The organism is Clostridium sp. (genome assembly GCF_018372875.1).
GTDB lineage: Bacteria > Bacillota > Clostridia > Clostridiales > Clostridiaceae > Clostridium.
Genome location: NZ_JAHAIF010000007.1, coordinates 1 through 24,444 on the forward strand (window position 1 = coordinate 1; position 24,444 = coordinate 24,444).

The following is a 24,444-nucleotide window of genomic DNA, read 5'->3' on the forward strand; positions in this document are numbered from 1 at the left end:
GTAACTATGTCTGCCGCTGAAAGTGATCCACCTGGATGACCTGATGCTGATTCTGTTAACATTTCTACTATGTCTTTTCTAATTTGTTTAGAAATTTGGGTTAATTCATCTTTATTTTTTTTCATGATACACCTCTATTTATTTAATTGCTTTTGTACATAAATAACACACTTTCAACTGCGTTATCCCAACCTTTGCATAACTCTTTTCTATTTACTTCATCTATTTTAGGAAGGAATTCATCTTCCCCTCTATCTAAATTTATTATTTCATCTATAGACTCCCAAAAGCATGTTCCTAATCCACCTAAGTAAACTGCGCCCATAGCTGATAGTTCTTCAACTGAAGATCTTATAACCTTTATATCTAATAAATCGCATAAAAATTGCATTAAAAACTTATTAGTTGTAGCGCCACCATCAGCCTTTAGCTCTTTTATTTCAATCTGGCTTTCTTTGCTCATTTCTCTTACTACAGCATTAATTTGATAGGCTATACTTTCTAATGCTGCCCTCATTATATGTCTCTTATCTGAACTTCTTGATAATCCTACAATTGAAGCTTTTGCATTGTGACTCCAGTATGGGTATCCCAAACCTAAAAAGGCTGGTACTAGGTATACTCCTTCATTGCTATCTAAAGATTCTATCCCTTCTTGAAATTCATCAAAATTAGAAAACATATTTAAATTATCCTTAAGCCAATTTAAAGTATCTCCATTGCTATGAATTATTCCCTCTAAAGCATAGTTTGCTCCATCCTTTGTTTTCCATCCCAAAGCAGAAACCAATCCATTTTCAGATTTCATTAACTGACTTCCAGTATTCATAAGCACAGAACATCCTGTTCCAAAAGTTGCCTTAACCATTCCTTTTTCAAAGGCTCTTTGCCCAAATAATGCCCCTTGAGAATCCCCTATAACACCACATATAGGAATTTCTATATCAACTAATCCCTCAATATTTGTATACCCAAAAATATCATCACAATTTTTAAGTTTAGGCAACATTTCCTGGGTAATACCAAATATTTTAATAAGTTCTTTATCCCAAGATAAGTTATTTATATTTAACAACATTGTCCTACTTGCGTTAGTGTAATCTGACACATGAGCTTTTCCATAAGTAAGCTTCCATATTAACCAGCTTTCAATTGTTCCAAGTAATAGTTCTCCTTTTTCAGCCTTTTCTTTTGCACATTCAACATTATCAAGAATCCATTTAACTTTTGTTGCTGAAAAGTAAGGATCTAATACAAGTCCTGTTTTTTCCTTTATCTTCTCTTCTAACCCTAAATTCTTTATCTCCTCACAAATCTTAGTAGTTCTTCTACACTGCCATACTATAGCATTATGAACTGGTTCCCCAGTTACTTTGTCCCATACAACTACCGTTTCTCTTTGATTTGTAATAGATAGGGAAGATATCTCTTCACCCCTTAAACTGTTTTTCTCTATTAACTCCTTTAGTAAAGAAATTACATTTTCATATATCTCAATAGGATTGTGTTCAACATAATCTCTCTTAGGATATATTTGGTTGTGTTTTTTACTATTTTTATAAATAATTTTTCCTTCCTTATTTACTAAAAGAGCTTTAGAACCTGCTGTACTTTGATCTATTGCAATAATATACTTCTTCATAGCCTTGTACCTATCTAGTTTTTTCAATTAATTCTTTAGCCAACTTCACTAAGTTTTCTTTACTTAAGCCATAGTAATTAAATATTTCTTTACTTGTTCCTGTAATTGCTGCTTCGTCCTTAATACCAACAATTTTCATTGGAACTGGTGCATTTTGTACAACTACTTCTGATACAGCAGCTCCAAGTCCACCATAAATGCTATGTTCTTCCACAGTAATAATGTGCCCTGTTTCCTTAGCTGCTTTTATAATAGCTTCTTTATCAAGAGGCTTAATAGTATGCATATTTAACACTCTACATTTAATTCCTAATTCTTTAAGTTCATCTGATGCTTCAATTGCTGGTTTTACTGTTTCTCCTGTTGCAATAATTGTTATATCTTTTCCTTCTCTCATAACATTAGCTTTACCAATTTCAAATTCAAAATCAGTTGATTCATAAACATCATCTACAGGATTTCTTCCTATTCTTATATAAGCTGGTTTATCATATTTAGCTAATTCTCTTACAAGTTTTTCTGTTTCAAACCTATCTGCTGGTAAAAATATATCCATATTAGGAATAGCTCTCATTACAGCAATATCTTGAAGTGAATGATGGGACATTCCTAATGCACCATAGCTTACTCCTCCACTTATTCCTATTAACTTTACATTAGTATTTGAATATGCAACATCTACCTTAACTTGTTCTATACTTCTCATTGTTAAGAAACAAGCAGGTGATGCTGCAAAGCACTTCTTTCCTGTAGTTGCAAGTCCTGCTGCTATTCCAACTAGGTTTTGTTCTGCTATTCCAACTTCAACAAATTGCTTAGGATATTCATTTGCAAAGTTTGTCATTGATGCAGAACCTCTAGAGTCACTTGTTAAAACATATATATCTTTATCATCCTTTGCTAGTTCCATTAATGTATCACAAATTACTTGACGATTAGCTATCTTATTCATTATTAATCCCTCCTATAAACTATTAAGTTCTTTCATTGCAATCTTATATTCTTCTTCAGTAGGTACTCCATGATGCCACTTTGCAACATTTTCCATGTATGATACACCTTTTCCCTTTACTGTATTAGCTATTATCATAGTAGGCTTGTCCTTTTGAATTGAATCTTTTGAAAATGCTTTTAATAATGCTTCTATATCATGACCATTTAAAACAATTACATTCCAACCAAAACTTCTCCATTTATCTTCAAGAGAATTTAAAGCCATAACATCTTCTGTACTTCCTGATATTTGAAGTCCATTTCTATCTATAATTGCAGTTAAGTTATCTAGCTTATAGTGAGCTGCTGCCATAGCTGCTTCCCATACAGAACCTTCTGCTAGTTCTCCATCTCCTAATAATGTAAACACTCTATAATCTTTTTCATCTCTTTTGGCACCAAGTGCCATTCCTACAGATGCTGAAAGTCCATGACCTAATGCCCCTGTATTAATTTCAACTCCTGCATTTTTGTTATTTGGATGTCCAATTAAAGTTGAACCAAACTTACTATAACTCTCCAATTTCTCTTTTGAAAAATATCCTTTATCAGCAAGAACACAATATAATAACTCTGCTGCATGACCTTTGCTCATTATAAATCTATCTCTATCTTCATTTTTAGGATCTTTTGGATTAACATTCATAACTGAATAATAAAGTGTAGTTACTATATCTGCACTAGAAAGTGAACCTCCTACATGTCCAGCTTTTGCGCTGTAAACTAAATTAACTACATCTTTTCTAATTTCTCTAGCTTTTTCATTTAACTCTAATACTAAATTATTCATTACTTTCCCTCCCATATTTTATCCTTTACCCTTATTATAAATATTTAGTACATATTTTTCAATAAATTTAGTAAATATTTTAGTATTTTTAAATAAATTTTTAGTTCAGGCAAACAAAAAAGAGCTGACTTTATTAAATCAGCTCTTAAAACCTTTTATATAACACTTTTTCTTTCAACAATATCAGTAGATATTTGTACTTTTAGTTTTCCTTCATCCTCTTCTTCTATCTTTTCTATTAGTCTATTAATAGAAACCTTGCCTAATCTTTCAACATCTACTCTTACAGTAGTCATTGGAGGATTTATCATATCACTAAATGGAATATCATCAAATCCAACTATGGACACATCTTCAGGAATTTTAATTCCTTTTTCATTCATAGCTTTTATTGCACCTAATGCAATAATATCATTAAATGCAAACAATGCTTTTGGAAGTTTTATATTTTCATTTGATAATATCTCTTTAAAATCTCTATAGGCTCCATCTGTAGTTGGTTCTACCTTATACATATTCTCTTCATGAACCTCTAGGTTATGCTCTTTCATTGACTGAAAGAATCCTTCTTTACGACACTTAAAGTTGCTAATATCTACAGTACTACCTATATAACCAATATCCTTAATACCTCTATCAATTATATATTTAGTAGCTAAATATGCTCCTCTATCGTTATTAATAAGAACAAAATCACAATCCTTAGCTTTAAAATAAGTATCTACAACTACCATTGGAATATTTAGATTTTCAAACTCACTAAAATCTTCTTCTTCCATCTCAGTTCCTAAAAGCAATATTCCATCTACTCTCTTTTGAGTAAATATTTTTTGTATATCTTCCTTAGTATCTTTTCCAGCTTCAACTTGAGTAATTAAAAGTTCATACCCACTATTTCTGCAAGTTCTTTCACAAGATTCAATTAACTTTGAAAAGAATGGAGTATCTGATAATATATATCCATGTTTTTTGAATTTTATCATTCTAATTATTTTATCTTCACTCTTTTTTTGAGTTTTGAAGTATCCTAATTCTTCTGCTATCTTCACTATTCTCTCCTTCGTTTCTTTCCCTACTCCTTTTCTGTTATTAAGGGCATTAGAAACTGTTCCAGGAGATACTTGTGCTAATTTTGCAATATCTTGCATTATTGTCTTCATCTTTTTCTCCTTACCTTCTTATGCTAATTTCTTTTTATTCACTATTATAAGTATATCCTATTTTTAAATAAAAACAAACATATTTACTAAATATTTATCACTTTCATGTATATTTTTAGAGAAATAAAGAGATTTAACAAATGTTAAATCTCCTTTTCTAATATTATTAATCCATCCTGTTCAAAATTATGCATGTGAATAGTTGTTTTTCCATCTACAACTTCATAGTTAGGTATACAAATATTCTTATCTTCTAAATCCATAATTTTAATGTTATAATCCGATAAGTCTAAATCAACTTTAACAGTTGTATTAACTGGAACATAGATAAATATTTTATCTTTTTCTAATGTACCAGCCATTCTAATATCTTTAACTTCGTTTAATATTTTATCCATAGGAACAAGCTCTCCTATATTATACATTTCAAAAATATACTTTATATAGCCATAATCCCAAGCTCCTGGATACTTAACTGCATCGTTCCAAGGATTAGGGGCATCAAAACCTTCACCTATTCCAAGTCCAAAATTTTTATTTATTTTATGCCAGCTATAAATACCGTGGGCTCCATAAGTTACCCCTGCTGATGCACCAGAAAGTATGCTCATCCAAGCTGCTCTTCTAACATCATATCTATAAAACCTACCATACATTCTTCTACTAAATCCCATTTGTTCATAACATGGTTCAGAATTTAATAAAGGCTTTGCTGGATACTTTTTGTATAGAGTTTCTGCTAATAAATATGGCATAGCTAAGTTTTGCGCATTATGACCAGATTGGTACATATAAAAATCTATTTTATCAATAAACTCTTCTGGAATTTCATCTAACCTTCCTTTTATATGAAGTGTTTGCAACAAGTTTGGTGCAATCTTTCTTAATAAATTTGATGCCTTCATATAATACTTTTTAGTATCATCTGTATCAAAATCAGTATCTCCACTAATTACATACATAGGTTCTAAATCTGAGAAAGTACTATGTACTACTTCTACATATTTATCAATAAAATCATATGGCATTATATTTGAGCTATTCATATTGCTTGCCCATGTTCCAGGAACATAATTGCACCATAAAACCACTAAAGCTAATTCAAACCCTTTATCTTTAGCCATTTTGCACATAGTTTTTGCACGTTCAAAATATTCCATATTAAAATCAGTAAATTCAAAAGTCTTTTTATCCTTTGTAGGAAGAGGATAGTAATTAAGATCTGTACCACTAGCATCCCACTGTGGCATAATATTTATTTGTAAAACGTTAAACCCTTGCATCTTTCTTAGGTTTAAGTAATATTCCCACTCTTCAATTGTTATATTTGTAAATGCACTCCAACATGTATCTGCTAAATAAAAAAACTTCTTCCCATCCTTTATAAAGGTTCTTTTGTTGTCACTTACCTTTACAGCCATATTTTATTCACCTCTTAATTGCTCTTTTACTTTTTCTTCTATATTATCATAAAAATCAGGAGTTAAATATCCCAGATACTTACACGCTTCATATATTTGAGGAAGTATATCTGCATGAATTCCCACACAGTGATGAACATATGGACCACAAACCAACTTTTCTTCTAATCTCTTTAAGTTTTCCACTTCAATCCATACATAAGTTCCTTGGTTAAATGGGCCTTCTATACCCTTAGCATGTCCCATTAATAATGAATATTCTCCATTATCACCATCAAATCTAATTATAGACATATCTCCACCAATAAGTTCTCCATGTAAAGCTCCTGGATGAGAATGATTAAATGCAAACGGTGCACCAAAGCTTGGTTTTCCCTTCATTAATGAAACAGGCCATGGACCACAATGTTGTAATAGTTCTCCATTTGGATTTGTTGGATGTGGAACTGTCCAATCTGCAAAGAAAGGTTTAACTTTTCCCATAGTAGCTGCTTGAGCTATTACCGATGTAATAGCTCCATGAATATCTGTTTCACAAGCTACAGGAATTCCATCATCACTTAATAGAGAATTTGCAACGCAAGGGAATATTCCTAATGCATCTTGCATTGAGTTCCAGCATTGAATTGCAACAGCTTTACATCCATACTTGTTAGCAAAGTTTTTCATAGCTATTTTTAAAGCAGCTGTTTTTCTTACTCCATCCTCACTTACATTAATTATCATTTTTTCTTTCATATAATTAACTACATCTTGTAATTCTTGTCCATTTTCTTCTACTAATCTGTTCATTTCTTTTTGAACATCCACCATAGTTACAGGATGAACCTTAATATTAAACTTTTCTAACAACTCACCTTCATTAACCATCATTGTCCAGAATCCAGCTGGTCTAGTTGAAATTTGTAATACTGTTAAGTTTCTAATTTCCTTTACAATATTACTAGTTGCAATAAATCTATTAATTCCATCTTCAAATTGCTTATCTTCTACATCACACATTGTTAAATAAGAAAACTTTACTCTAAATCTTCTTAATATCTTTCCTGTTGCAAAAAGACCACATTGAGAATCTCTAAGTCTTGCTCCATTTTCTAAAGGACTTTCATCTTTAGGACCCCATAAAAGAACTGGAAGATTAAAGTTTTTAGCTACCTTTGCTACTAAATCTTCTGTTCCAAAGTTACAATGTGGGAAAAATAAAGCATCAACCTTTTCACTTGTTAGTTTATCAACTATAGGTTGAACATGACTTTCATCAAATAATAACCCCTCTTCATTTATATCTTTAATATCTACAATATCAATATTCATAGATTTTAATTTATCCAATATAATATCATTGTATTTTATAGCATCTTCTCTACTAAAAATATTTCTTCTTGTTCCTACAACACCTAATCTAATTTTACACTCCATAAATTACCTCTCCTCTATAATTAATAAGAGTTTTCAGCTAATGACAGCCTCAAACTCTTATTGTCTATTATTTTATATTTTGAACACTATTGTGCTAATGTTTCTTCTGATAAAACTTCTTCACTCTTTAAAGCTTGTTTATCTAACACTTTGAAGAATGGGAAGTATACTAACATACCTATAGCTATTAAGACAACTTGAAGAACCGCTACTTTCCACCCACCTGCAAGTACACCATTTACTAATATAGGCATACCAAAAGGAACTTGAACTCCATTCAATCTTGGCACTATATTAGCTGCAATTGCTAAGTAAGCTACTAAAGTTTGAATTAACGGAACAGTTATAAATGGTATTGCCATAATTGGGTTTAATATTAAAGGCAACCCAAATACTATAGGCTCATTAATTGTAAAACATCCAGGTCCAACAGTTAATTTTGCAATTGCCTTATGTTGCTTAGCTTTTGAAAATATAAGCATTACTAATATAAGAGATAAAGTACCACCAGCTCCTCCTATTCCTGCAAATAATCCATAGAAAGTTTTACCCATTATATTAGGTAAATCAGAATTTGCAACTCCTGCCATAACAGCTTCCATATTCATTGTATCCATTGGTAAGTATAAAGCACTTATAAAACTTCCTACAACTAAAGAACCATGTAGACCAAATACCCAAAGTATCATTTGAATTAATATAATAAATAATAATGACCATATTGATCCAGATAGATTTTGTAGTGGTGCTGCGATTATACCATATACAAAATCCGCAAAAGAACCATACTTAGTTAAAGAGAATCCAAAAGCAACAAATACAAATAAGAACCCTACTATAATCGCCGGAAACAGACCTGCAAAAGTATTTGACACTACAGGTGGTACACTCTCTGGCATTTTAATTATTATTTTCTTATCAAGGAATAAGCAATATAATCTACCTGCAATTAAAGCTACTATCATAGCTCCAAATAATCCCTTAGCACCAAGCCAACCAATATCTAAATAGCTACCAGTTTCAAAGTTAGCTAATGGAGTAATAATTAAGAAACAGAATGCTGATATACATCCAGCACCTATAGCTTTTTGCCCTAAGTTTTCAGCTAAACAGTAAGCTACAGTAAAAGATGCATATAAAGCAATAAGACTAGTTGTTAGTGTTGACGCCGCCATTAAATACGTTCTTATACCTGCATCAGTTAAAAATTGTTTCCATGCATCGATAGGTAATACAGCTAATAATAAAGCTATTGATCCAATCATTAATAAAGGCATCAACATCATTAACCCATTTGATATTGCAGAAAGGTAATTGTTAGTTTTCACCTTTTCAGCAAATAGCATAACCTTGTCCATAATTTGTTCTTTGTCTTTCATCTTAACCCCTCCAAATTTATAAATTAGTTCTTCTAATTTTTTAATTGATCAATTATTACAATACTAATTATAAATGGTATTTCTAAATTTGTAAACCTTTTTACAAATAAATATTTACTAAATTTAAACTAAATTTTATTAAATTTGTGCTATTTTCTTTTATTATCCCCTTTCAACTGAAAAAAAACTACATTTTAGTGCTAACACAACCATTTCTATCAACTTAATATTTAGTAAATACTGTATAAACTTCCCTTATCTGTATTTGTATAAAAAAAAGAGTGCTATTCCCTTATGTAATAACACTCTTTTTCTATAAAATATTTATTAATCTATATAATCTGAAAGCCACTCCATACACAAATCAAACCAACGTATTACATGATTATTAAAATGACTTTCCTTTCTAGCTGTTGTTCTATCACACAAAGCAAGTCCATGCTCACCCTTCTCAAAAATATGAAGTTCAAAAGGAACATTGTTTTCTCTTAAAGCTAGTGAATACTTAATTATTCCAGATACATCAACCAACACATCTTCAAATGTATGCCACATAAAAGTTGGTGGTACATCTTTACTTACTTTGTTTACTAAATTAAATTTAATCAAATCCTCTTCAGTTGGGTTATCAACCCCAAAAAATCTTTCATTTTGGCTATATCTTAAGTCAAATATTTTGCTACCAAAACCCTTCTCCCCTGGTTCTGCAGGATTTGCTTCCATTGCTGTGTAACATAAAATAGATGCACATAACTTTAAATCCTCTAGGGTAACATCCGCTTTATCTGCAAGTTCTTGATTTACCATATTTACACTTAAATTTGCAGCTAAATGCCCACCTGCAGAGAAACCACATACTATAACTTTTTCAGTATCTACTAGCCACTTGTCTGCATTTTCCTTTACTATCTTCATACATTTTGCAAGCTCTATTAAAGCATGTTCTGGTGTATTTTTATTTACATCTCCAGTAGTATACCAAAGTACAACACTATGCAATCCAACGCTATTAAATTTTAATGCTATTGGCTCTGCTTCTCTATCACTTGTAAATGCGTATCCTCCACCAGGACAAACAACCACTAATGGTCTTTTCTTACCAACATTATATTCTTGTGATTTATGAAGAATATATGTGTCTAAATAGGCAGTTTCATTAATTTTAATTCTCTCATTATTCATTTTATACTCCTCCTAGCATAACGTATATTAATATATTATCACTATTACAATCGCAAAGACAATATATATTTACTAAATATTTTCTAAATATAACTAAATTTTGTGCGAATTTATATATATATTTATTTACTTATTTTTTATTTTATGGTAATATTTAAAATGTAATCGATTATAAAGAATTCCTATATAGGAAACTAATTTATTTTAGAGTTTTAGGAGGGTAATTTATGAAAAAAAAATTATTTGTATGTATTTTTTCTATCCTTTTAGTTTTTTCATCCCTATCTCACGTTAGTGCTAAAGATAGTATTCAGGCATCCGGCACTTATAGTATGACAGTAGATGTATTTGATTGGGGTCCAAATGTTACTAAAATAATAGTATCTCTGGATACTCCTATTAATGAGATAGATAAATCAAAACTTAATATAAAAGAAAGTAAACAGGCAATGGATTCTACAACGATGACAGAGGGTGTATACGAATTTGATCGTAAAATTTCCGATGCATACTTAAGTGATGAAAAAGGAAATATGGTAGAGACTTCATCAAAATACTTTACTATAGAAATGGACCTACATCCTTCAAATGGCAGTATATTATACTATGATAAATCTACTGGACATAATATTTGGGCAGATCCATACGACTTTATTATAGATCTTAAAGAAGGTGAAGTATTAGAAAGTGGGAAAAATATTGTAGATAAACTTAATATTAATAAAACTGCAGTTAAAAAAATTTTTCCAAAAGCAAGCTTATTTAAAGAAAGTGCCTTTACTTATGGTGATGTAGAGCTAAAATATGGGGCTTATTCACCTCAAGACGATTCCAATAAAAATCCATTAATAATATGGTTACATGGAGCTGGAGAAGGAGGAACTGATACAACAGTAAATACATTAGGAAATAATGTTCCATCTTTAGCTGGGAATAAAATACAAAATTTCTTTAATGGTGCTTATATACTAGCGCCTCAAACTTCAACAATGTGGATGGATGATGGAACAGGAAACTATACAAAAGATGGGACAAGCATGTATACAGAACCATTAATGAAATTGATAGAAAACTATGTTAATAATAACCCAGATATAGATACTAACAGAATATACATCGGCGGATGTTCTAATGGCGGTTATATGACAATGGATATTATTTTTAATTATCCAACTTATTTTGCGGGTGCATTCCCAATTTGTGAAGCTTATAGTAATGAATGGATTACTGATGATATGTTAAACTCAATAAAGAACATTCCAATTTGGTTTACACATGCTGCTAACGACCCAATAGTAAATCCAGAAACAACTACACTTCCTACTTACGATAGACTAATTCAATTCGGAGCAAAAAACGTACACTTATCATACTTTGATGATGTTCACGATACAAGTGGTTTATATAAAGGGGAAGACGAATTACCATATCAGTATAACGGACATTTTACTTGGATATATGCATTAAATAACGAATGTATCGATAACAATGTATCAATATTTGAATGGCTTTCAAAACAAACTAAAGAAGTGCCCCAAGTAACTCCCAGCACCCCGGACTTAGAAACTCCTGGCGAATCTCAAGAAAATAATAATACAATTCCTAAAACAGGAGATAAAAGTAACTTAATCATTTTATTCTCATTAATAATTATATCTAGCCTATATATATACTCTTATTTAAATGAAAATTCAGATAGAAATAAAATTTAAACCAAATCTTTAATCAAGGTGTCGATATATTCGACACCTTTTACTATTTATAATTTGCACATAATGTATTTAAAATATATAACAAGGAATACATCCCTTCCCCATAGAAGGAATTCTCCCCACATAGAAGTATTAAATCAAAATACTTAGTAAATTCATTTTCCGTATTTTCTGTAATAAGAATAGTTTTACCCTTCATTTCAGATACCATTTTCAGATTTTCTTCAATTGTAAAATAATTTCCCTTGAATGAAATAAAAATAGCTAAATCATTGTTAGTTAAAGTTTTCGCTTCCTTTTCAACAGAACTTGTAGGAAAAACTTCAACATATTTTCCTTTCATCATCATTCTACATTGAAATTCTAATGTTATAGCTAGGTTATTTTCAAAACCAAAAATAATAACTCTTTTAGCATCCTTTATAAGCTTAATTGATTTCTCTATAATATCATTAGATAAATTATTCCTTGTAACCATTAGTCCATTTATTATCTTTTCATAATAACCTTCCTGACTAAAAGCCTCATATTTGTAAACTTCATTAGGCATTTCTAGAATTGCCTTTACATTTGTGAAATTCTTTAACCCAATTTCTCTAAAAAATCTTGTTGCTGTTGAAGGTGAACAAGCACATAATTCCGAAAACTTCTCTAAATTCATATCCTTTACTTTATCTATATTATTAATAAGTTTCTTTGCAATAATGATATTAGTATCATTATCTGAATGTTCCCTAATATATTGAAATAATACCATTAAAATATATTCCATAAAAAATAATCCTCCAATAAATTCTTTTGACATTATATCATCTAAACATCAAAAAAACAATTGAAGGACTATTGCAATATATCTTCTAATCTAAATCTGTTCCATTAGATGCGATTACTTTCTTATACCAGTTAAAGGACTTCTTTTCCTTTCTGCTGTAATCACCAGTACCATCATCATATTTATCAACATAAATAAAACCATAACGCTTTGCCATTTCTCCAGTTGATGCACTAACTAAATCTATACATCCCCATGGTGTATATCCCATTAAATCAACTCCATCAATGTTTATAGCATCATCCATAGCCTTTATATGTTTTCTTAAATAATCTATTCTATAATCATCGTTTATACTTCCATCTTCTTCAACCTTATCAAATGCACCAAGTCCATTTTCTACTATAAATAATGGAATTTGATACCTATCATATAGATAATTTAAAGCAACTCTCATTCCTGTTGGATCTATTGCCCATCCCCAATCAGACTCTTCTAAATAAGGATTCTTAAGACCACCCATTAAGTTACCAGATGATTTTTTAGTTCCATCCTCTGGGTTAGCTGATACAGTTAAGGACATATAATAACTAAAGGCTAAGTAGTCAACCTTTCCTTCCTTTAATATTTCCTTATCTCCATCTTCCATTTTTATATTTATACCTTCTCTTTCAAACTCTTTTAGCTTATAAGAAGGATAATATCCTCTACATTGAACATCTGTGTAGAAATAGTTACTACTTGATTTTTGCCAAGCTAATAAAACATCATCTGGATTACAGCTATATGGATAATTTAACATATATGCAAGCATACAGCCTATTTTAAATTCAGGATTAATTTTATGTCCAAGAATTACGGCTTTTGCACTTGCAACAAATTGATGGTGAGCAGCTTGCATAGTAGTTTGCTTATCTCTAGCAATAACACCACCTGCCATATAACTTCCAAGTTCTATACAGTTTATTTCATTAAATGTCATCCAATACTTAACCTTATCTTTATATCTATTAAAAATAGTTTCACAGTATCTTACATAACAATCTACAGTTCTTCTATCTGCCCATGAATTCCACTTCTTAGTTAATCCAAGTGGTGTTTCATAGTGAGATATTGTTACCACAGGTTCTATTCCATATTTTAATAATTCATCAAATACATCATCATAGAATTTTAGTCCCTCTTCATTTGGTGTTTCTTCATATCCAAGTGGGAATATTCTTGACCATGCTATTGATAATCTAAAACATTTAAATCCCATCTTTGCAAATAAAGCTATATCTTCTTTATAATTACTATAGAAATCTATTCCATCATGATTTGGATATAACTTATCATCAAGACAACAAAGTTCTGCACCTTCTGGAATATCTTTTATGTTAAACATAGGCACTCCGCCTGTTGTTCCATCTTGTAATTTATAAGTTACTAATCTAGGTAATGTATGTGTTCCATTTGTAATAACATCATCAGTAGATAATCCTTTACCACCTTTGTTCCATCCACCTTCAAATTGGTTTGCTGCTGTAGCTCCCCCCCATAAAAAGTCTTTTGAAAAAGCCATAATATCTCCTCCTTTTATTTTATATTTTTAGTCTATCACTAAAAGGTAGAAATTTTACCGTCAAAAAATGACGTGTACTTTTTATATTGGAGAATTACAGTATTCACATCTTCCTACACTACCCTTAACTATATTTCTAGCACCACAACACTTACAAATATTGAATTTATTCTATAACTATCTTTATACATATTCATTCTATCATGCCCTTTTTCAATATAATCACTTAATCTTTCTTCTATTGTATATATACTACATAACCAATAATGATATACTTAATATATACAGCTTTTTTAATAAGGGGGACTTTATGACACATGTATTTATTGTAAATCCATTTGCTGGTGGAGGAAAAAGTTTAAAAATACTAAATAAAATAAAAGAAGTATGCAATAAAGAAAATATAGACTACATTGTAAGGTTTACCAAAGCTCCTAATGATGCCACAAAAATAGCAAGAGAATATGAAAACTTAGGAGGTATAATCTATAGTGTTGGTGGAGATGGTACTATGAATGAAGTATTAAATGGTATTGTTGGCTCTAAGAATCTTTTTGGGATTCTTCCAGCTGGTAGTGGAAATGATTTTCATAGAGTACTTATGGCTATGGATGAGATTTCTCCAACTATTGATATAGGAAAAATTAATGATAGATATTTTATAAATATAGCTTGTATTGGAATTGATGCTGATGTTGCTAACAATGTAACCTTAATGAAAAAGACTAAAATTCCACCATCTCAAATTTATAACATTAGTATTCTTTATACTTTCTTTAAGTATAAATATAAGAATCTTGAGTTTAACTTAAATAACTCTCAAATAAAGGACAAGTTCACCTTGCTAGCCATATGTAATGGAAAATATTATGGTGGAGGTTACAAGATTGCCCCAAATGCAGAACTTAGTGATGGTCTTTTTGATATTTATTTTGCTAAAAAAATATCAAAATTAAGAATTCCTAGTCTTTTCTTAAAACTAATTAAAGGTAGCCATGAAAAATCACCAATTATACATAAAGGAAAAAGTGATTCATTAATAATAAAAACTAATGAAGATATTGTATGTAATGTTGATGGAGAACAATTAATAGATAGAAAATTTAATGTTCAAATTATACAAAATGCAATAACACTTTACAATAATAAGGAACTTACAGAACAATTTTTACAGGTAAATTAAAAATGTAGAATAGATACTTACTTTTCTCGTTCCGTCGCAGGCTCCAAGTCACAGAAAAATAAATATCTATTCCCTTTGTACTAAAGGTAAAAAAGATAGAGAAATTGCTTTGCAATTTCTCTATCTTTAAACCTTATTACCCTAATTAATATCCTAAAGTATCCTCATATTCTCTTAATATAGTAGCTTGATCCTTTAACCCTTCATCTGCTACTCCTTGACTTTGTAGCTCTTCCTTTACTTCACCATTTAATACTTGTTCATTTAACTTTTCATTTTTCTTCATATTATGTCCCTCCCATATTTATGATAACGTTTTCTCTTGCCCTCAACTTAATTTTATCATCATTTTAAAAACCTAGCAACAAGAGAATTTTTTTCTTAATTATTTATTAATAGGATTAACCAATGAAGAAAAAATTATTAATTATTATTACTTAACTAAATGAAAAAATACTAGCCACATCAGTTTGAGATAAAGGGATAATTAAATATAATTTGATAACTCTTAAGGTGTTATTTTTTCAAAAGTATTAGAATCAACCTTATATCTAGAGTAAAGTGTAGCATTATCCATAGGACCTATAATTTTATCATTACATATAACCCAATAGTTTGTTTTAGTGCCATCTCTAGGTGTTTGTTTTAAATAGATATTATATCCACTTATTTTATATGAATTAATATATTCAGAAATAACTACTTCTGAAGTTTCCTTTGTAATTACTTTATATTCTTTTGCAGAGGTATTAGTTAGTACATAATAAGAATTTAGTGTAATTGACTTGTCAAAGTTAGCTACTCTATTCAGAGTAACTGATATCATATATTTAACCGCTAAAAATCCTAATATAAAAATGAAGCTTATTATGAAAAATAAGTATTTTCTATTAAAGTGTTTCATATTTATCCTCCTATATATCTATCTCATTAAGATTTTTAGCAACATATATGTAAGATAAAATTCCTATGATAAATACAATAATTGGAAAAATAGTATTTAAAGTGCTTCTTGTTCCAAGCCTATCAGCATAACTTTTTCCAGATACTAAAAGAATAACTAATACAGTTAACAATGTGGACTTGCTCTTATATAATATAAATGTAGCTAAAAGCACAAAGCCTATAGCTGATATTATCCCCATAAAGCAAATAATTGGCCTGCTTATAATATAATTGTATCCTAAGCCTACATAAAAACTAAACACCTTATTACTTACTAAGAATAAAATTAGTTGCAATCCTAAGGTAAATATTATACTTAAAACAACAAAAGCTATAACAGTACAAACCTTAGCTAATAATATTCTTCCTCTAGCTTGAGGATATAAAAATAGAGTTTTTACTGTGCCATCATTAAATTCATCCCCTACTAAGTTACCCACTAGTATTGCACCATAAACAGAAAATATAACTACTGTTACCTGTACAATTTGTTCTATATGATAATAGATCACATTTTCCTGGGAAACATCCTTAAAACCAACTAATATAGCAGTAATTGTTGATGCAATAAATATAGCAATATTGGCTAAAACCACTCCAAAAATATCACTCTTCATTTTGTTCTTCTTAAATTCTATCTTCATTAAATTAAACATTTAAATCCCCCTTACCTTCCTTATGAAATATTCCTCTAGGGAGATTTGAACCATATTAAAGGATAATACCTCTACATCACTTTTTACCAAAGTACTTAATATCTTTTTTCTTTCCTCTAAAGCTTCATAAACTCTAATAGTCCCCTTATTTATAAGCTTCATATTTCTTATATTTAATTCTTTTTCCAAAATAGCTAAAGCCTTTGAAGAATCCTCAACTTCAATTTCAATATAAACTGAACACTTTTCCTTTATCTCTTCTAGTAATCCATCTTCAACTATTTCTCCATTCTTTAAAAACATTACCTTATTTACTAGTGTTTCAAGTTCATTAATAGCATGACTTGATATTATTATTGTAGTATTAAACTCTCTATTAAGTTTTAATAAAATCTCTCTTAGTTCAACTATTGCAATAGGATCTAGTCCGTTGGTTGGCTCATCTAAGATTAAAAGCTCTGGTTCTGTGATAAGTGCATAAGCAATAGCTAATCTTTGTTTTTCTCCAAAGGATAATTCTTTAATTTTCCTATCTTTCTTATTATGAAGACCTACCCTTCTTAATACATTTTCTAACTTTTCCTCATCATAAAACCCTAAGTATTCACAATGTACCTTAAAGTTTTCATAAAGAGTTAACTTTTTATAAAATACAGGCTCATCTATTAAAGCTCCAATATTTCTTAAATAATCATAACTATCTTTCTTAATCTCTTTTCCTAGCACTTGTATATTTCCACTTGTTGGCTTTAGCAAATTAACTATAAGCTTTAAAAGAGTAGTTTTACCTGCCCCATTTTCTCCAATTAAACCATAGATATCTCCTGCTTCTATATTAAAAGAAACACCCTTTAATACAGCTTTATTTTTAAATTCCTTTGTAACATTATTAAAAGAAACCCTATCCATAAAACTTCCTCCTTCCTATGGTTTAATTCTAAAATTAACTTTTAACTATTTTATCTCTTATTTCTTACATAGTTCTTAAGTTAAACAGTGAAGTTCTTAAGAGCAACCCTAAATACAGTTTCCTTCCACTCTTCACTTTCCACTTCTATAGCCCCTTCCATATTTTCAACTAGCTTTTTACTTATAGCAAGACCTAGTCCACTTCCTGAAGCCTCTTTATTTCTTGATGACTCTCCTATATAGCTTCTTTCAAACACTTTCTTCTGCTCTTCCTTTGAAATACCTTTACCTCTATCAATTACTTCTATAAATGTATTTTCTTCATCCTTAATTATGTTGAAACCTAAATACTTACCACTTCCCCCATACTTGTATGCATTATTGATAAGATTATTAATTACCCTCTCAATACCTTCTTTATTTCCTAGAACATAGGTTGCCTCCTCTGGCATATTAATATTAACCTGAAATTCTTCATTGGATAAAATATCATAATAAGATAATATAATTTCCCTGGAAATCTCTCTTAAATCAATTTTTTCAAGGTCTATTTTCTTATCTCCACTTTCAAGTTTTGCAAGAGTAAAAAATTTATTTACTAATTCTAATACATCCTTAGAACGAGTATTTATCTTATTTAAAATCTCATTTCTTTCATCTTCTGAAATAGTAGAATCCTTAATTAAAATTTCTATATACCCCATAATTACTGTTAAAGGAGTCTTTAAATCATGAGATACATTAGAAAGCATATTATTTATAGTAGTTTCCTTATTTATTCTTAAGGTCTTTTCTCTTCTATTAAAGTTGATTAAATCATTTATACCAACTAGTAACCTTCTAAGTTCTAATTTATCAGTAGGAAGCAATAAAGTTTTACACATTTCTTCTTCATTAAATTTATTTAGCTCATCTGAAATAAACTTAATATCCTTTGTTATTCTTCTTAACCTATATTTATCATAAATAATTATAGATAGGAGAATTACTATTACTACCCACAAAACTAAGTTCATTACTCTTTCCTCTCATACTTGTACCCTATTCCCCATAGAGTTTTTATATATTTAGGTTTTGATGGATCTCTCTCTACCTTTTCTCTTAATCTTCTTATGTGGACATTTATTATATTGTCATCTCCCATAAAGTCATCTTCCCATACTTGTCTATAAATCTGTTCCTTGGTAAAAACTATATTAGGATTAGTTAATAAAAGCTTAAATATTTCAAACTCCTTATTTGTTAACTTTAAATCCTCATCTCCTCTTTTTACTGAATAATTATTTATATCTATTGTTAAATCATCTAATTTAATTGTTTTCTCCTGATTTACTTCTTTCTTTGAATATTCAGTAGCTCTTCTTATTGCAGCCTTAACTCTTGCAGATAACTCAACCATAGAAAAAGGCTTGGCTACATAATCATCAGCACCAAAACCTAGACCTAAAGCCTTATCTATTTCACTATCTTTAGCTGATAAAATAATTGCTGGCACATTACTCTTTTCTCTTATTCTTTTTATAACCTCAATACCATCCATCTTTGGCATCATTATATCTAAGATAACTAAAGAATAATCCCTCTGCCTAAATTGAAATAGCCCCTCTTCACCATTAAAAGCAGTATCAACTATATATCCCTCCTTAGTTAAATAATTCTTTACCATTAAAGAAATCTCTTTTTCATCTTCAACTAACAAAATTCTCTTCATAAAATTCACCCTCCTTTATATATTTTACCAAAAAATGTAGCAACTTCATATTTAAAGTCAAATTAAGAATACTAAACTCAATTCTTTTACTTCGCAAAAATTTGTTAAATTTAAAATAAAAAGATGGTACAATTTATACAAAGTTAATTATTCAATTTTTGGTAATTAGATAAAGAGGTTATAGAGAGGAAGTGGTTTTTGTGGAAATAAATTACAAAATAACTGAAGAAGAATGTATAGAAGCAAGAAAAATACTAGATGTTAATAGATATAGAGTTTTTGCTAATATAATAAAGGGGCTTTTTCTTTTGTACTTAATTATAGATAATATATTGTATGAACAAAGTATTTTTAATAAGATTATAAATATAATATGGCCTATGGCTTTATTGTTAATACTAGAGTTTTTTGTATTAAATATAGTAGAAAAATTATCTAATAAATTGTTGGTTCAAAAAGCAAGAAGAGATTTGAAAATGGGAAAGCAAAAGTTAGTAATATTAGATAAAGAAATAAAATATTCAAATGATTGGGAAGAGTGTACTTTTTATAAGGGGAAAGATTGGATATATGTATATAATATCCCGAAGTATTTATATGTAGTTATAATTAGTGATAAATATAATCAAATAATCATTCCTAAAGAGAATTTATCTGAAGAAAGTATAAAATCTATATTAAATTCAGGTAAAGTTAAGTCTTTTGGAAAAAATCCATCTTGAAACCTATCAAGATGAATTTTTTTAATTAGCTGCTACAGAGTGAAGATGAAAGAAAAATTATTATTTCGGAACAATACATTAAATACTTTACTTCTGAAGGAAGTTATGAAGTATCAAAAGATAGAGTTCATGTATATGAAATAAAAGAATATATATATATTGAATTTAAGAAGAATAAGGTATTAATAATTCCTAAAAGTAGAATTTCGCAAGAAAATACAAAAAGAATTTTAAAAATAAATAGATAAAAAAATAAAACCATAATACTTATATTAGAATAAATATTATGGTTTATTTATATTAATTATTTAACCCAGTATCAATATATTTGATTTTAATTTTAGAAATTTCATTTGAATATGGATCTAGTTCATTGGTTGACCATGAAGTCTCTTGAAAAATAGTATTCCTAGAACTCTTAAAGTCATATTTAATAACTAGTGTATCATCATTCTCCCAATACATATCTATTTTAGTGTGATTATTATCTGTAACAAATATCCTATCAAAATATGGATTAAAGCTATCAATATCCTGCTTTATTATTTTCTTTATGCTTGTTCCAGTATTTTCTCTAATACAAAATTGATCATAGAATTTAACAGCCATTCCATCTTCTATATTGTAGTGAATAGCTATATAGTTATTATTTGGTGAAATAAGTTCTTCATATATAGTTATCTTGGGTAAACCTGAGGTTGAAAAAAATTTTATGATTTGTATTGATCCTAATATTAATAAAACAATGAGTATTACTGGAGTTAACAAATAATAATTTTTTGTTTTTTTTATTTTATGTATCATAGTCACCACCTAATAAACTAAGTATAGTATATGAAGATCAAAATAAAAAGATCGGTGCTTTTTATACGTTAAAAATACTTTTAACGAGGTCCTAATCTAATTAGTAATGTTTTCAATAAAGTTTTTATATTGTTCTTCAGAATTAAAAAGATTATTTGGAATCAGAATAGGATATAGAGCTTTTACAAACTTAGGAGATTTTTTTGGTGATATTAAAATAAAAGTGATTTCATTTAACTTTACAATTTCTAGTATTGTTATATCAGGATTTTTTGTTAGTTTTATACTTTTTGTATTATTTGAATAATAATATGAAGTATCTACTTTTTCAATCATTTGTTCACCATTAGAAATAATAGATTTTTTAAATCCACCTAACGATAGCTTTGGAAATAGAAAAAATGAAATTATAGTTAAAATAGCCCAAGTTAAAAAAGGCTTAATATATGAATCCTTCCATAACATTTTTGTAGAAAGGAACAATAATAAATAGCAGACTACTAAAAGAATAAATAGATAGCAAATAAAATTAGTTTTATTTTTATTTACTATCTTCTTGATAGTTAAATTATTATTTATAAAATTATCAATATCATTTAAATATAGTGTATCACTTGAACTGTATTTATAAACCATAATATCCCTCCTAATAATAATAATTTATTACCAATATTATACACTACTCCCCCAAAAATATAAATTATATTATTGTCTATAGCTGGGATAAAGGGCTGTATTTTAAATAATTCTTTTATGTTAAAGTATCATTATTGTAATGTTGGTATTAGGAATATGAACTTACTAACAAATGAATTTATTTTTATAGAACATACTTATTGTTGAATGAACTCAGAAAATAATGGTATAATGGTAAAAATTAGGTGTTAAAGGAGTTTTTCTTATGAAAAAGAAGATAGGAGTTATATTAGTATTTTTATTAATAGTTAGTAATATATTTTTTATTTCACATTCATATAAAGCTAATAATTTATTACAAGAAACTAATAAAGAAGTACTAAGTAATTCAATGGATTTGTTAAATTGCGTACTTGATACTGAGATTAAATATATTGAGAGTGGACAATTTAACAATGATATTAAGAAGGTACTTACAATAGAGATAAATATGATAGCCTTTAATATAGAGAGAATTGCTATTAACATTAAGTCTAAAGAATTACGTGAGCTAAGTATGCTTATTTTTCAGATTCCAGAAAAGCAAAATAATATTAATTATTTAAAAGAATTTCAAGTTAGGATAAGAGAACTTATTAGGATATATTCAGATTCGTTTTTTTCAATGAGTGAGAAAGAATTTTTAAATTTATTTATAGATAGCAATGGTGATGTTTATAAGCAATTAGAAAAGATAACACAAGATATGTAGAGTTGATTTTAATATATACTCTACTGAATGAAAATAAAATTGATGATCAAAGAATTAGATTATATTTTAATTAAGGGGGCTTACATTTTGAAGAAAAAAATATTTATAACCTGTTCTCTAATTTTCATAATAATATTTTTATTTGTTATAAAGACTCTTACTTTTTATAATAAATCTCTAAATTATTATTTAAGTAACAATTTAACTACTATCAGTGCACAATGTGAATATATAGATTTAAACTTTCCTTCTGATAAAAATATTGAACGTTCTAATTTAGAATCTATATTTATGGCATTTCATGATGTTATAAAAAACTATGGAGACTTATCAGAAATAGCATATAGAGCAAATGATGAAATATCCTTATCCTACCTTTCAACTCTTCACTCAAAGTTTAATTCAATTTTAAATGATAAACAAAATGTCTACTTATCAGAAGAAGAAATTAATACACTTAATGAAATACATGAGTTTTGTAATAATTCTAAATTACAAATAGATGAATATACAAAAAAACATGATAATCTTGTTTTTAGAAATAGATGGATAGATTTAGTGAAGCAGACAACTAAGAAAAATTAGCATAAATATCCACTCCACCTTTTTCATTCCAGCATTGCACAAACTTCCTCAAAACATTTCTGAGTCAGTGTTCCTTTCACTGACTCTTTAAATTTTTCCTCATCCTTCTTATCCCTTTTATTACTCTCTCCTTTGTATTACAATTATAATAGCACAAAACTACTAAGGAGGATTTTATGAAGAACAAAGTTAACTTTCACACACATACATATAGATGTAAACATGCAGTTGGAAATGAAGAAGATTATGTAATTGAAGCTATAAATCAAAATCTTACTGCCTTAGGTATGAGTGACCATGGACCATATCCTGATGATAGACTAGATTTTAGAATGAAATATAAAGAACTCCCTGAATATATTTCTACGGTAGAAAAACTAAAGGAAAAATATAAAGACAAAATCAAATTATATTGTGGTCTAGAAATTGAATATGATCCAAATTCTTATGATTACTATAAATACCTATTAAATGAATTACATCTAGATTACTTAGCTCTAGGACAACATGTATTTACTCATAAGGGGAATTTTTGTAACTCATTTGAATTAACTAGTACTGATGAATACATATCTTATGCTAATAGCATAGTTGAAGCATTTGACACAGGATTCTTTAAATTTCTTTGCCATCCCGACTTAATATTTTTAAATGACTTTCCTTGGGATGATAATTGTGAAAAGGCATGTGATATTATAATCCAAGGTGCAAAGAAATATAACATGATTCTTGAGATTAATGGAAATGGTGTAAGACGTGGAATAAATGAATTCTGTGACGGGAAAAGATATCACTATCCTCATGAAAACTTCTGGAAAAAGGTTAGTAAAAGTAATTTAAGAGTAATTATAAATTCTGACTGTCATAACCCTAAAGACTTATGGGATGAAAATATGGATAAAGCCTACGAATTTGCAAATAAATTAAATTTAAATATTGTTTATGATATATTCTAATTAGAATTTATCTCACCAAAATTCATTCAACACCGCATTTTTACTATAACTTCTTAAGTTCTTAACTTCTTAAGTTCTTAAGTTCTTAAGTTCTTAAGAAGCTATATTTTTGCTTTAACAAAAAGAAAGTGTCGCAATAGAAAAACAAAGTTTCTCTATTGCGACAGCTCCATTGATTTTCTAATTTCTTTTAATTCATTGAGCAACTCAAAAAATCTTTCTAAATATTCCTCATATTCATTATGATCTAATATTTCATAATCATCTGATGCATATCTACGACTAAAATAAAAATCCTTTAATTCTCTGCAAAGTCCCTTATATTCTTTAAGCTTTGGGAAATCACTCAAATATAAAGTTTCTAATAATTTCACAAGATTATGTTCCCTATTTACCACTCCATACTTTTTAGTAATTATACCTTTTAAGTTTTTCTCTATACATTGTTGACAGTGTACTAACACTCCATCTTCTAACCCCTCTATATTCTTTGTATTATAAATAAATTTTTCATCTATATCTGCAAAATAAAACATATCTCTCTTTACCAAT

The 24,444-nt window shown here is 28.7% G+C and carries 25 protein-coding genes and 1 pseudogene; 6 read left to right on the forward strand and 20 right to left on the reverse strand.

Annotated features, from left to right (window positions below; genetic code table 11):
* The 9 genes and pseudogenes from KIB46_RS03805 to KIB46_RS03845 form a co-directional block, all read right to left on the reverse strand.
* Positions 1–125, reverse strand: a pseudogene (locus KIB46_RS03805) (transketolase); the annotation flags it as partial.
* A 17-nt stretch (positions 126–142) separates the two neighbouring features.
* Entirely contained in the window at positions 143–1,642 is a 1,500-nt protein-coding gene (glpK, locus tag KIB46_RS03810) for a glycerol kinase GlpK (protein WP_195966926.1), read from the reverse strand.
* A 10-nt stretch (positions 1,643–1,652) separates the two neighbouring features.
* Positions 1,653–2,594, reverse strand: a complete 942-nt coding sequence (locus KIB46_RS03815; protein WP_291670909.1) for a transketolase family protein — start codon at positions 2,592–2,594, stop codon at positions 1,653–1,655.
* Between the two features lie 12 nt (positions 2,595–2,606).
* The gene (locus tag KIB46_RS03820; protein ID WP_027099743.1) at positions 2,607–3,425 is read right to left on the reverse strand and encodes a transketolase; all 819 of its coding nucleotides are present in this window, start codon (positions 3,423–3,425) and stop codon (positions 2,607–2,609) included.
* A 155-nt stretch (positions 3,426–3,580) separates the two neighbouring features.
* Positions 3,581–4,585, reverse strand: coding sequence for a LacI family DNA-binding transcriptional regulator (locus tag KIB46_RS03825; protein WP_099327737.1), 1,005 nt, complete (start codon positions 4,583–4,585; stop codon positions 3,581–3,583).
* A 143-nt stretch (positions 4,586–4,728) separates the two neighbouring features.
* Positions 4,729–6,006: a DUF4038 domain-containing protein gene (locus KIB46_RS03830; protein ID WP_291670910.1), complete on the reverse strand. Its 1,278-nt coding sequence runs from the start codon at positions 6,004–6,006 to the stop codon at positions 4,729–4,731.
* 3 nt (positions 6,007–6,009) lie between these two features.
* A complete protein-coding gene (locus KIB46_RS03835) occupies positions 6,010–7,425 on the reverse strand; it encodes an L-fucose/L-arabinose isomerase family protein (RefSeq protein ID WP_291670911.1) in 1,416 nt (471 codons plus the stop codon).
* Positions 7,426–7,511: 86 nt separating this feature from the next.
* Positions 7,512–8,804, reverse strand: a complete 1,293-nt coding sequence (locus tag KIB46_RS03840; protein WP_111937157.1) for a PTS transporter subunit EIIC — start codon at positions 8,802–8,804, stop codon at positions 7,512–7,514.
* 327 nt (positions 8,805–9,131) lie between these two features.
* Positions 9,132–9,986: an alpha/beta hydrolase gene (locus KIB46_RS03845; RefSeq protein WP_111937156.1), complete on the reverse strand. Its 855-nt coding sequence runs from the start codon at positions 9,984–9,986 to the stop codon at positions 9,132–9,134.
* Positions 9,987–10,213: 227 nt separating this feature from the next.
* Between KIB46_RS03845 and KIB46_RS03850 the strand changes: the two genes are divergently transcribed.
* Positions 10,214–11,698, forward strand: coding sequence for a prolyl oligopeptidase family serine peptidase (locus KIB46_RS03850; protein ID WP_111937155.1), 1,485 nt, complete (start codon positions 10,214–10,216; stop codon positions 11,696–11,698).
* A gap of 43 nt (positions 11,699–11,741) precedes the next feature.
* Here KIB46_RS03850 and KIB46_RS03855 read toward each other — a convergent pair whose 3' ends face one another.
* Positions 11,742–12,470, reverse strand: a complete 729-nt coding sequence (locus tag KIB46_RS03855) for a MurR/RpiR family transcriptional regulator (RefSeq protein ID WP_195617444.1) — start codon at positions 12,468–12,470, stop codon at positions 11,742–11,744.
* Between the two features lie 85 nt (positions 12,471–12,555).
* Positions 12,556–14,034 carry a family 1 glycosylhydrolase gene (locus tag KIB46_RS03860; protein ID WP_049179736.1) on the reverse strand — a complete coding sequence of 493 codons (1,479 nt, stop codon included), beginning with the start codon at positions 14,032–14,034 and terminating at the stop codon, positions 12,556–12,558.
* Positions 14,035–14,344: 310 nt separating this feature from the next.
* On the opposite strand from KIB46_RS03860, the gene KIB46_RS03865 reads away from it, so the two are divergent.
* Positions 14,345–15,217 (forward strand): diacylglycerol kinase family protein, encoded by an 873-nt coding sequence (locus KIB46_RS03865; protein ID WP_049179734.1) that lies wholly within the window; start codon positions 14,345–14,347, stop codon positions 15,215–15,217.
* A 145-nt stretch (positions 15,218–15,362) separates the two neighbouring features.
* Here the strand turns inward: KIB46_RS03865 and KIB46_RS03870 are convergent, their stop codons facing one another.
* From KIB46_RS03870 to KIB46_RS03895, 6 genes are all read right to left on the reverse strand, one after another.
* The gene (locus KIB46_RS03870) at positions 15,363–15,503 is read right to left on the reverse strand and encodes a hypothetical protein (protein ID WP_153246654.1); all 141 of its coding nucleotides are present in this window, start codon (positions 15,501–15,503) and stop codon (positions 15,363–15,365) included.
* A gap of 222 nt (positions 15,504–15,725) precedes the next feature.
* Complete coding sequence (locus KIB46_RS03875) at positions 15,726–16,121, reverse strand: hypothetical protein (RefSeq protein WP_099314314.1); 396 nt, start codon at positions 16,119–16,121, stop codon at positions 15,726–15,728.
* A gap of 10 nt (positions 16,122–16,131) precedes the next feature.
* On the reverse strand, positions 16,132–16,818 hold the full coding sequence (locus KIB46_RS03880; RefSeq protein ID WP_099314315.1) for an ABC transporter permease: 687 nt from the start codon (positions 16,816–16,818) through the stop codon (positions 16,132–16,134).
* Entirely contained in the window at positions 16,819–17,727 is a 909-nt protein-coding gene (locus KIB46_RS03885) for an ABC transporter ATP-binding protein (protein WP_099314316.1), read from the reverse strand.
* Between the two features lie 80 nt (positions 17,728–17,807).
* Positions 17,808–18,743, reverse strand: a complete 936-nt coding sequence (locus KIB46_RS03890) for a HAMP domain-containing sensor histidine kinase (RefSeq protein ID WP_291670912.1) — start codon at positions 18,741–18,743, stop codon at positions 17,808–17,810.
* Positions 18,743–19,438, reverse strand: a complete 696-nt coding sequence (locus tag KIB46_RS03895) for a response regulator transcription factor (protein WP_291670913.1) — start codon at positions 19,436–19,438, stop codon at positions 18,743–18,745. The genes KIB46_RS03890 and KIB46_RS03895 overlap by 1 nt, the downstream gene beginning before the upstream one ends.
* A 200-nt stretch (positions 19,439–19,638) precedes the next feature.
* Between KIB46_RS03895 and KIB46_RS03900 the strand changes: the two genes are divergently transcribed.
* Positions 19,639–20,160, forward strand: a complete 522-nt coding sequence (locus tag KIB46_RS03900; protein WP_291670914.1) for a hypothetical protein — start codon at positions 19,639–19,641, stop codon at positions 20,158–20,160.
* A gap of 300 nt (positions 20,161–20,460) precedes the next feature.
* On the opposite strand, the gene KIB46_RS03905 is transcribed toward KIB46_RS03900, so the two are convergent.
* On the reverse strand, positions 20,461–20,964 hold the full coding sequence (locus tag KIB46_RS03905; protein WP_291670915.1) for a hypothetical protein: 504 nt from the start codon (positions 20,962–20,964) through the stop codon (positions 20,461–20,463).
* A 96-nt stretch (positions 20,965–21,060) separates the two neighbouring features.
* Entirely contained in the window at positions 21,061–21,600 is a 540-nt protein-coding gene (locus KIB46_RS03910; RefSeq protein WP_156562828.1) for a hypothetical protein, read from the reverse strand.
* A 265-nt stretch (positions 21,601–21,865) separates the two neighbouring features.
* Between KIB46_RS03910 and KIB46_RS03915 the strand changes: the two genes are divergently transcribed.
* From KIB46_RS03915 to KIB46_RS03925, 3 genes are all read left to right on the forward strand, one after another.
* The gene (locus KIB46_RS03915; RefSeq protein WP_291670916.1) at positions 21,866–22,351 is read left to right on the forward strand and encodes a hypothetical protein; all 486 of its coding nucleotides are present in this window, start codon (positions 21,866–21,868) and stop codon (positions 22,349–22,351) included.
* A gap of 87 nt (positions 22,352–22,438) precedes the next feature.
* The gene (locus tag KIB46_RS03920; protein ID WP_291670917.1) at positions 22,439–22,936 is read left to right on the forward strand and encodes a hypothetical protein; all 498 of its coding nucleotides are present in this window, start codon (positions 22,439–22,441) and stop codon (positions 22,934–22,936) included.
* Between the two features lie 176 nt (positions 22,937–23,112).
* On the forward strand, positions 23,113–23,892 hold the full coding sequence (locus KIB46_RS03925; protein ID WP_291670918.1) for a histidinol-phosphatase: 780 nt from the start codon (positions 23,113–23,115) through the stop codon (positions 23,890–23,892).
* Positions 23,893–24,047: 155 nt separating this feature from the next.
* Here the strand turns inward: KIB46_RS03925 and KIB46_RS03930 are convergent, their stop codons facing one another.
* Positions 24,048–24,443: a HEPN domain-containing protein gene (locus tag KIB46_RS03930; RefSeq protein WP_156562836.1), complete on the reverse strand. Its 396-nt coding sequence runs from the start codon at positions 24,441–24,443 to the stop codon at positions 24,048–24,050.
* Position 24,444 lies beyond the last annotated feature (1 nt).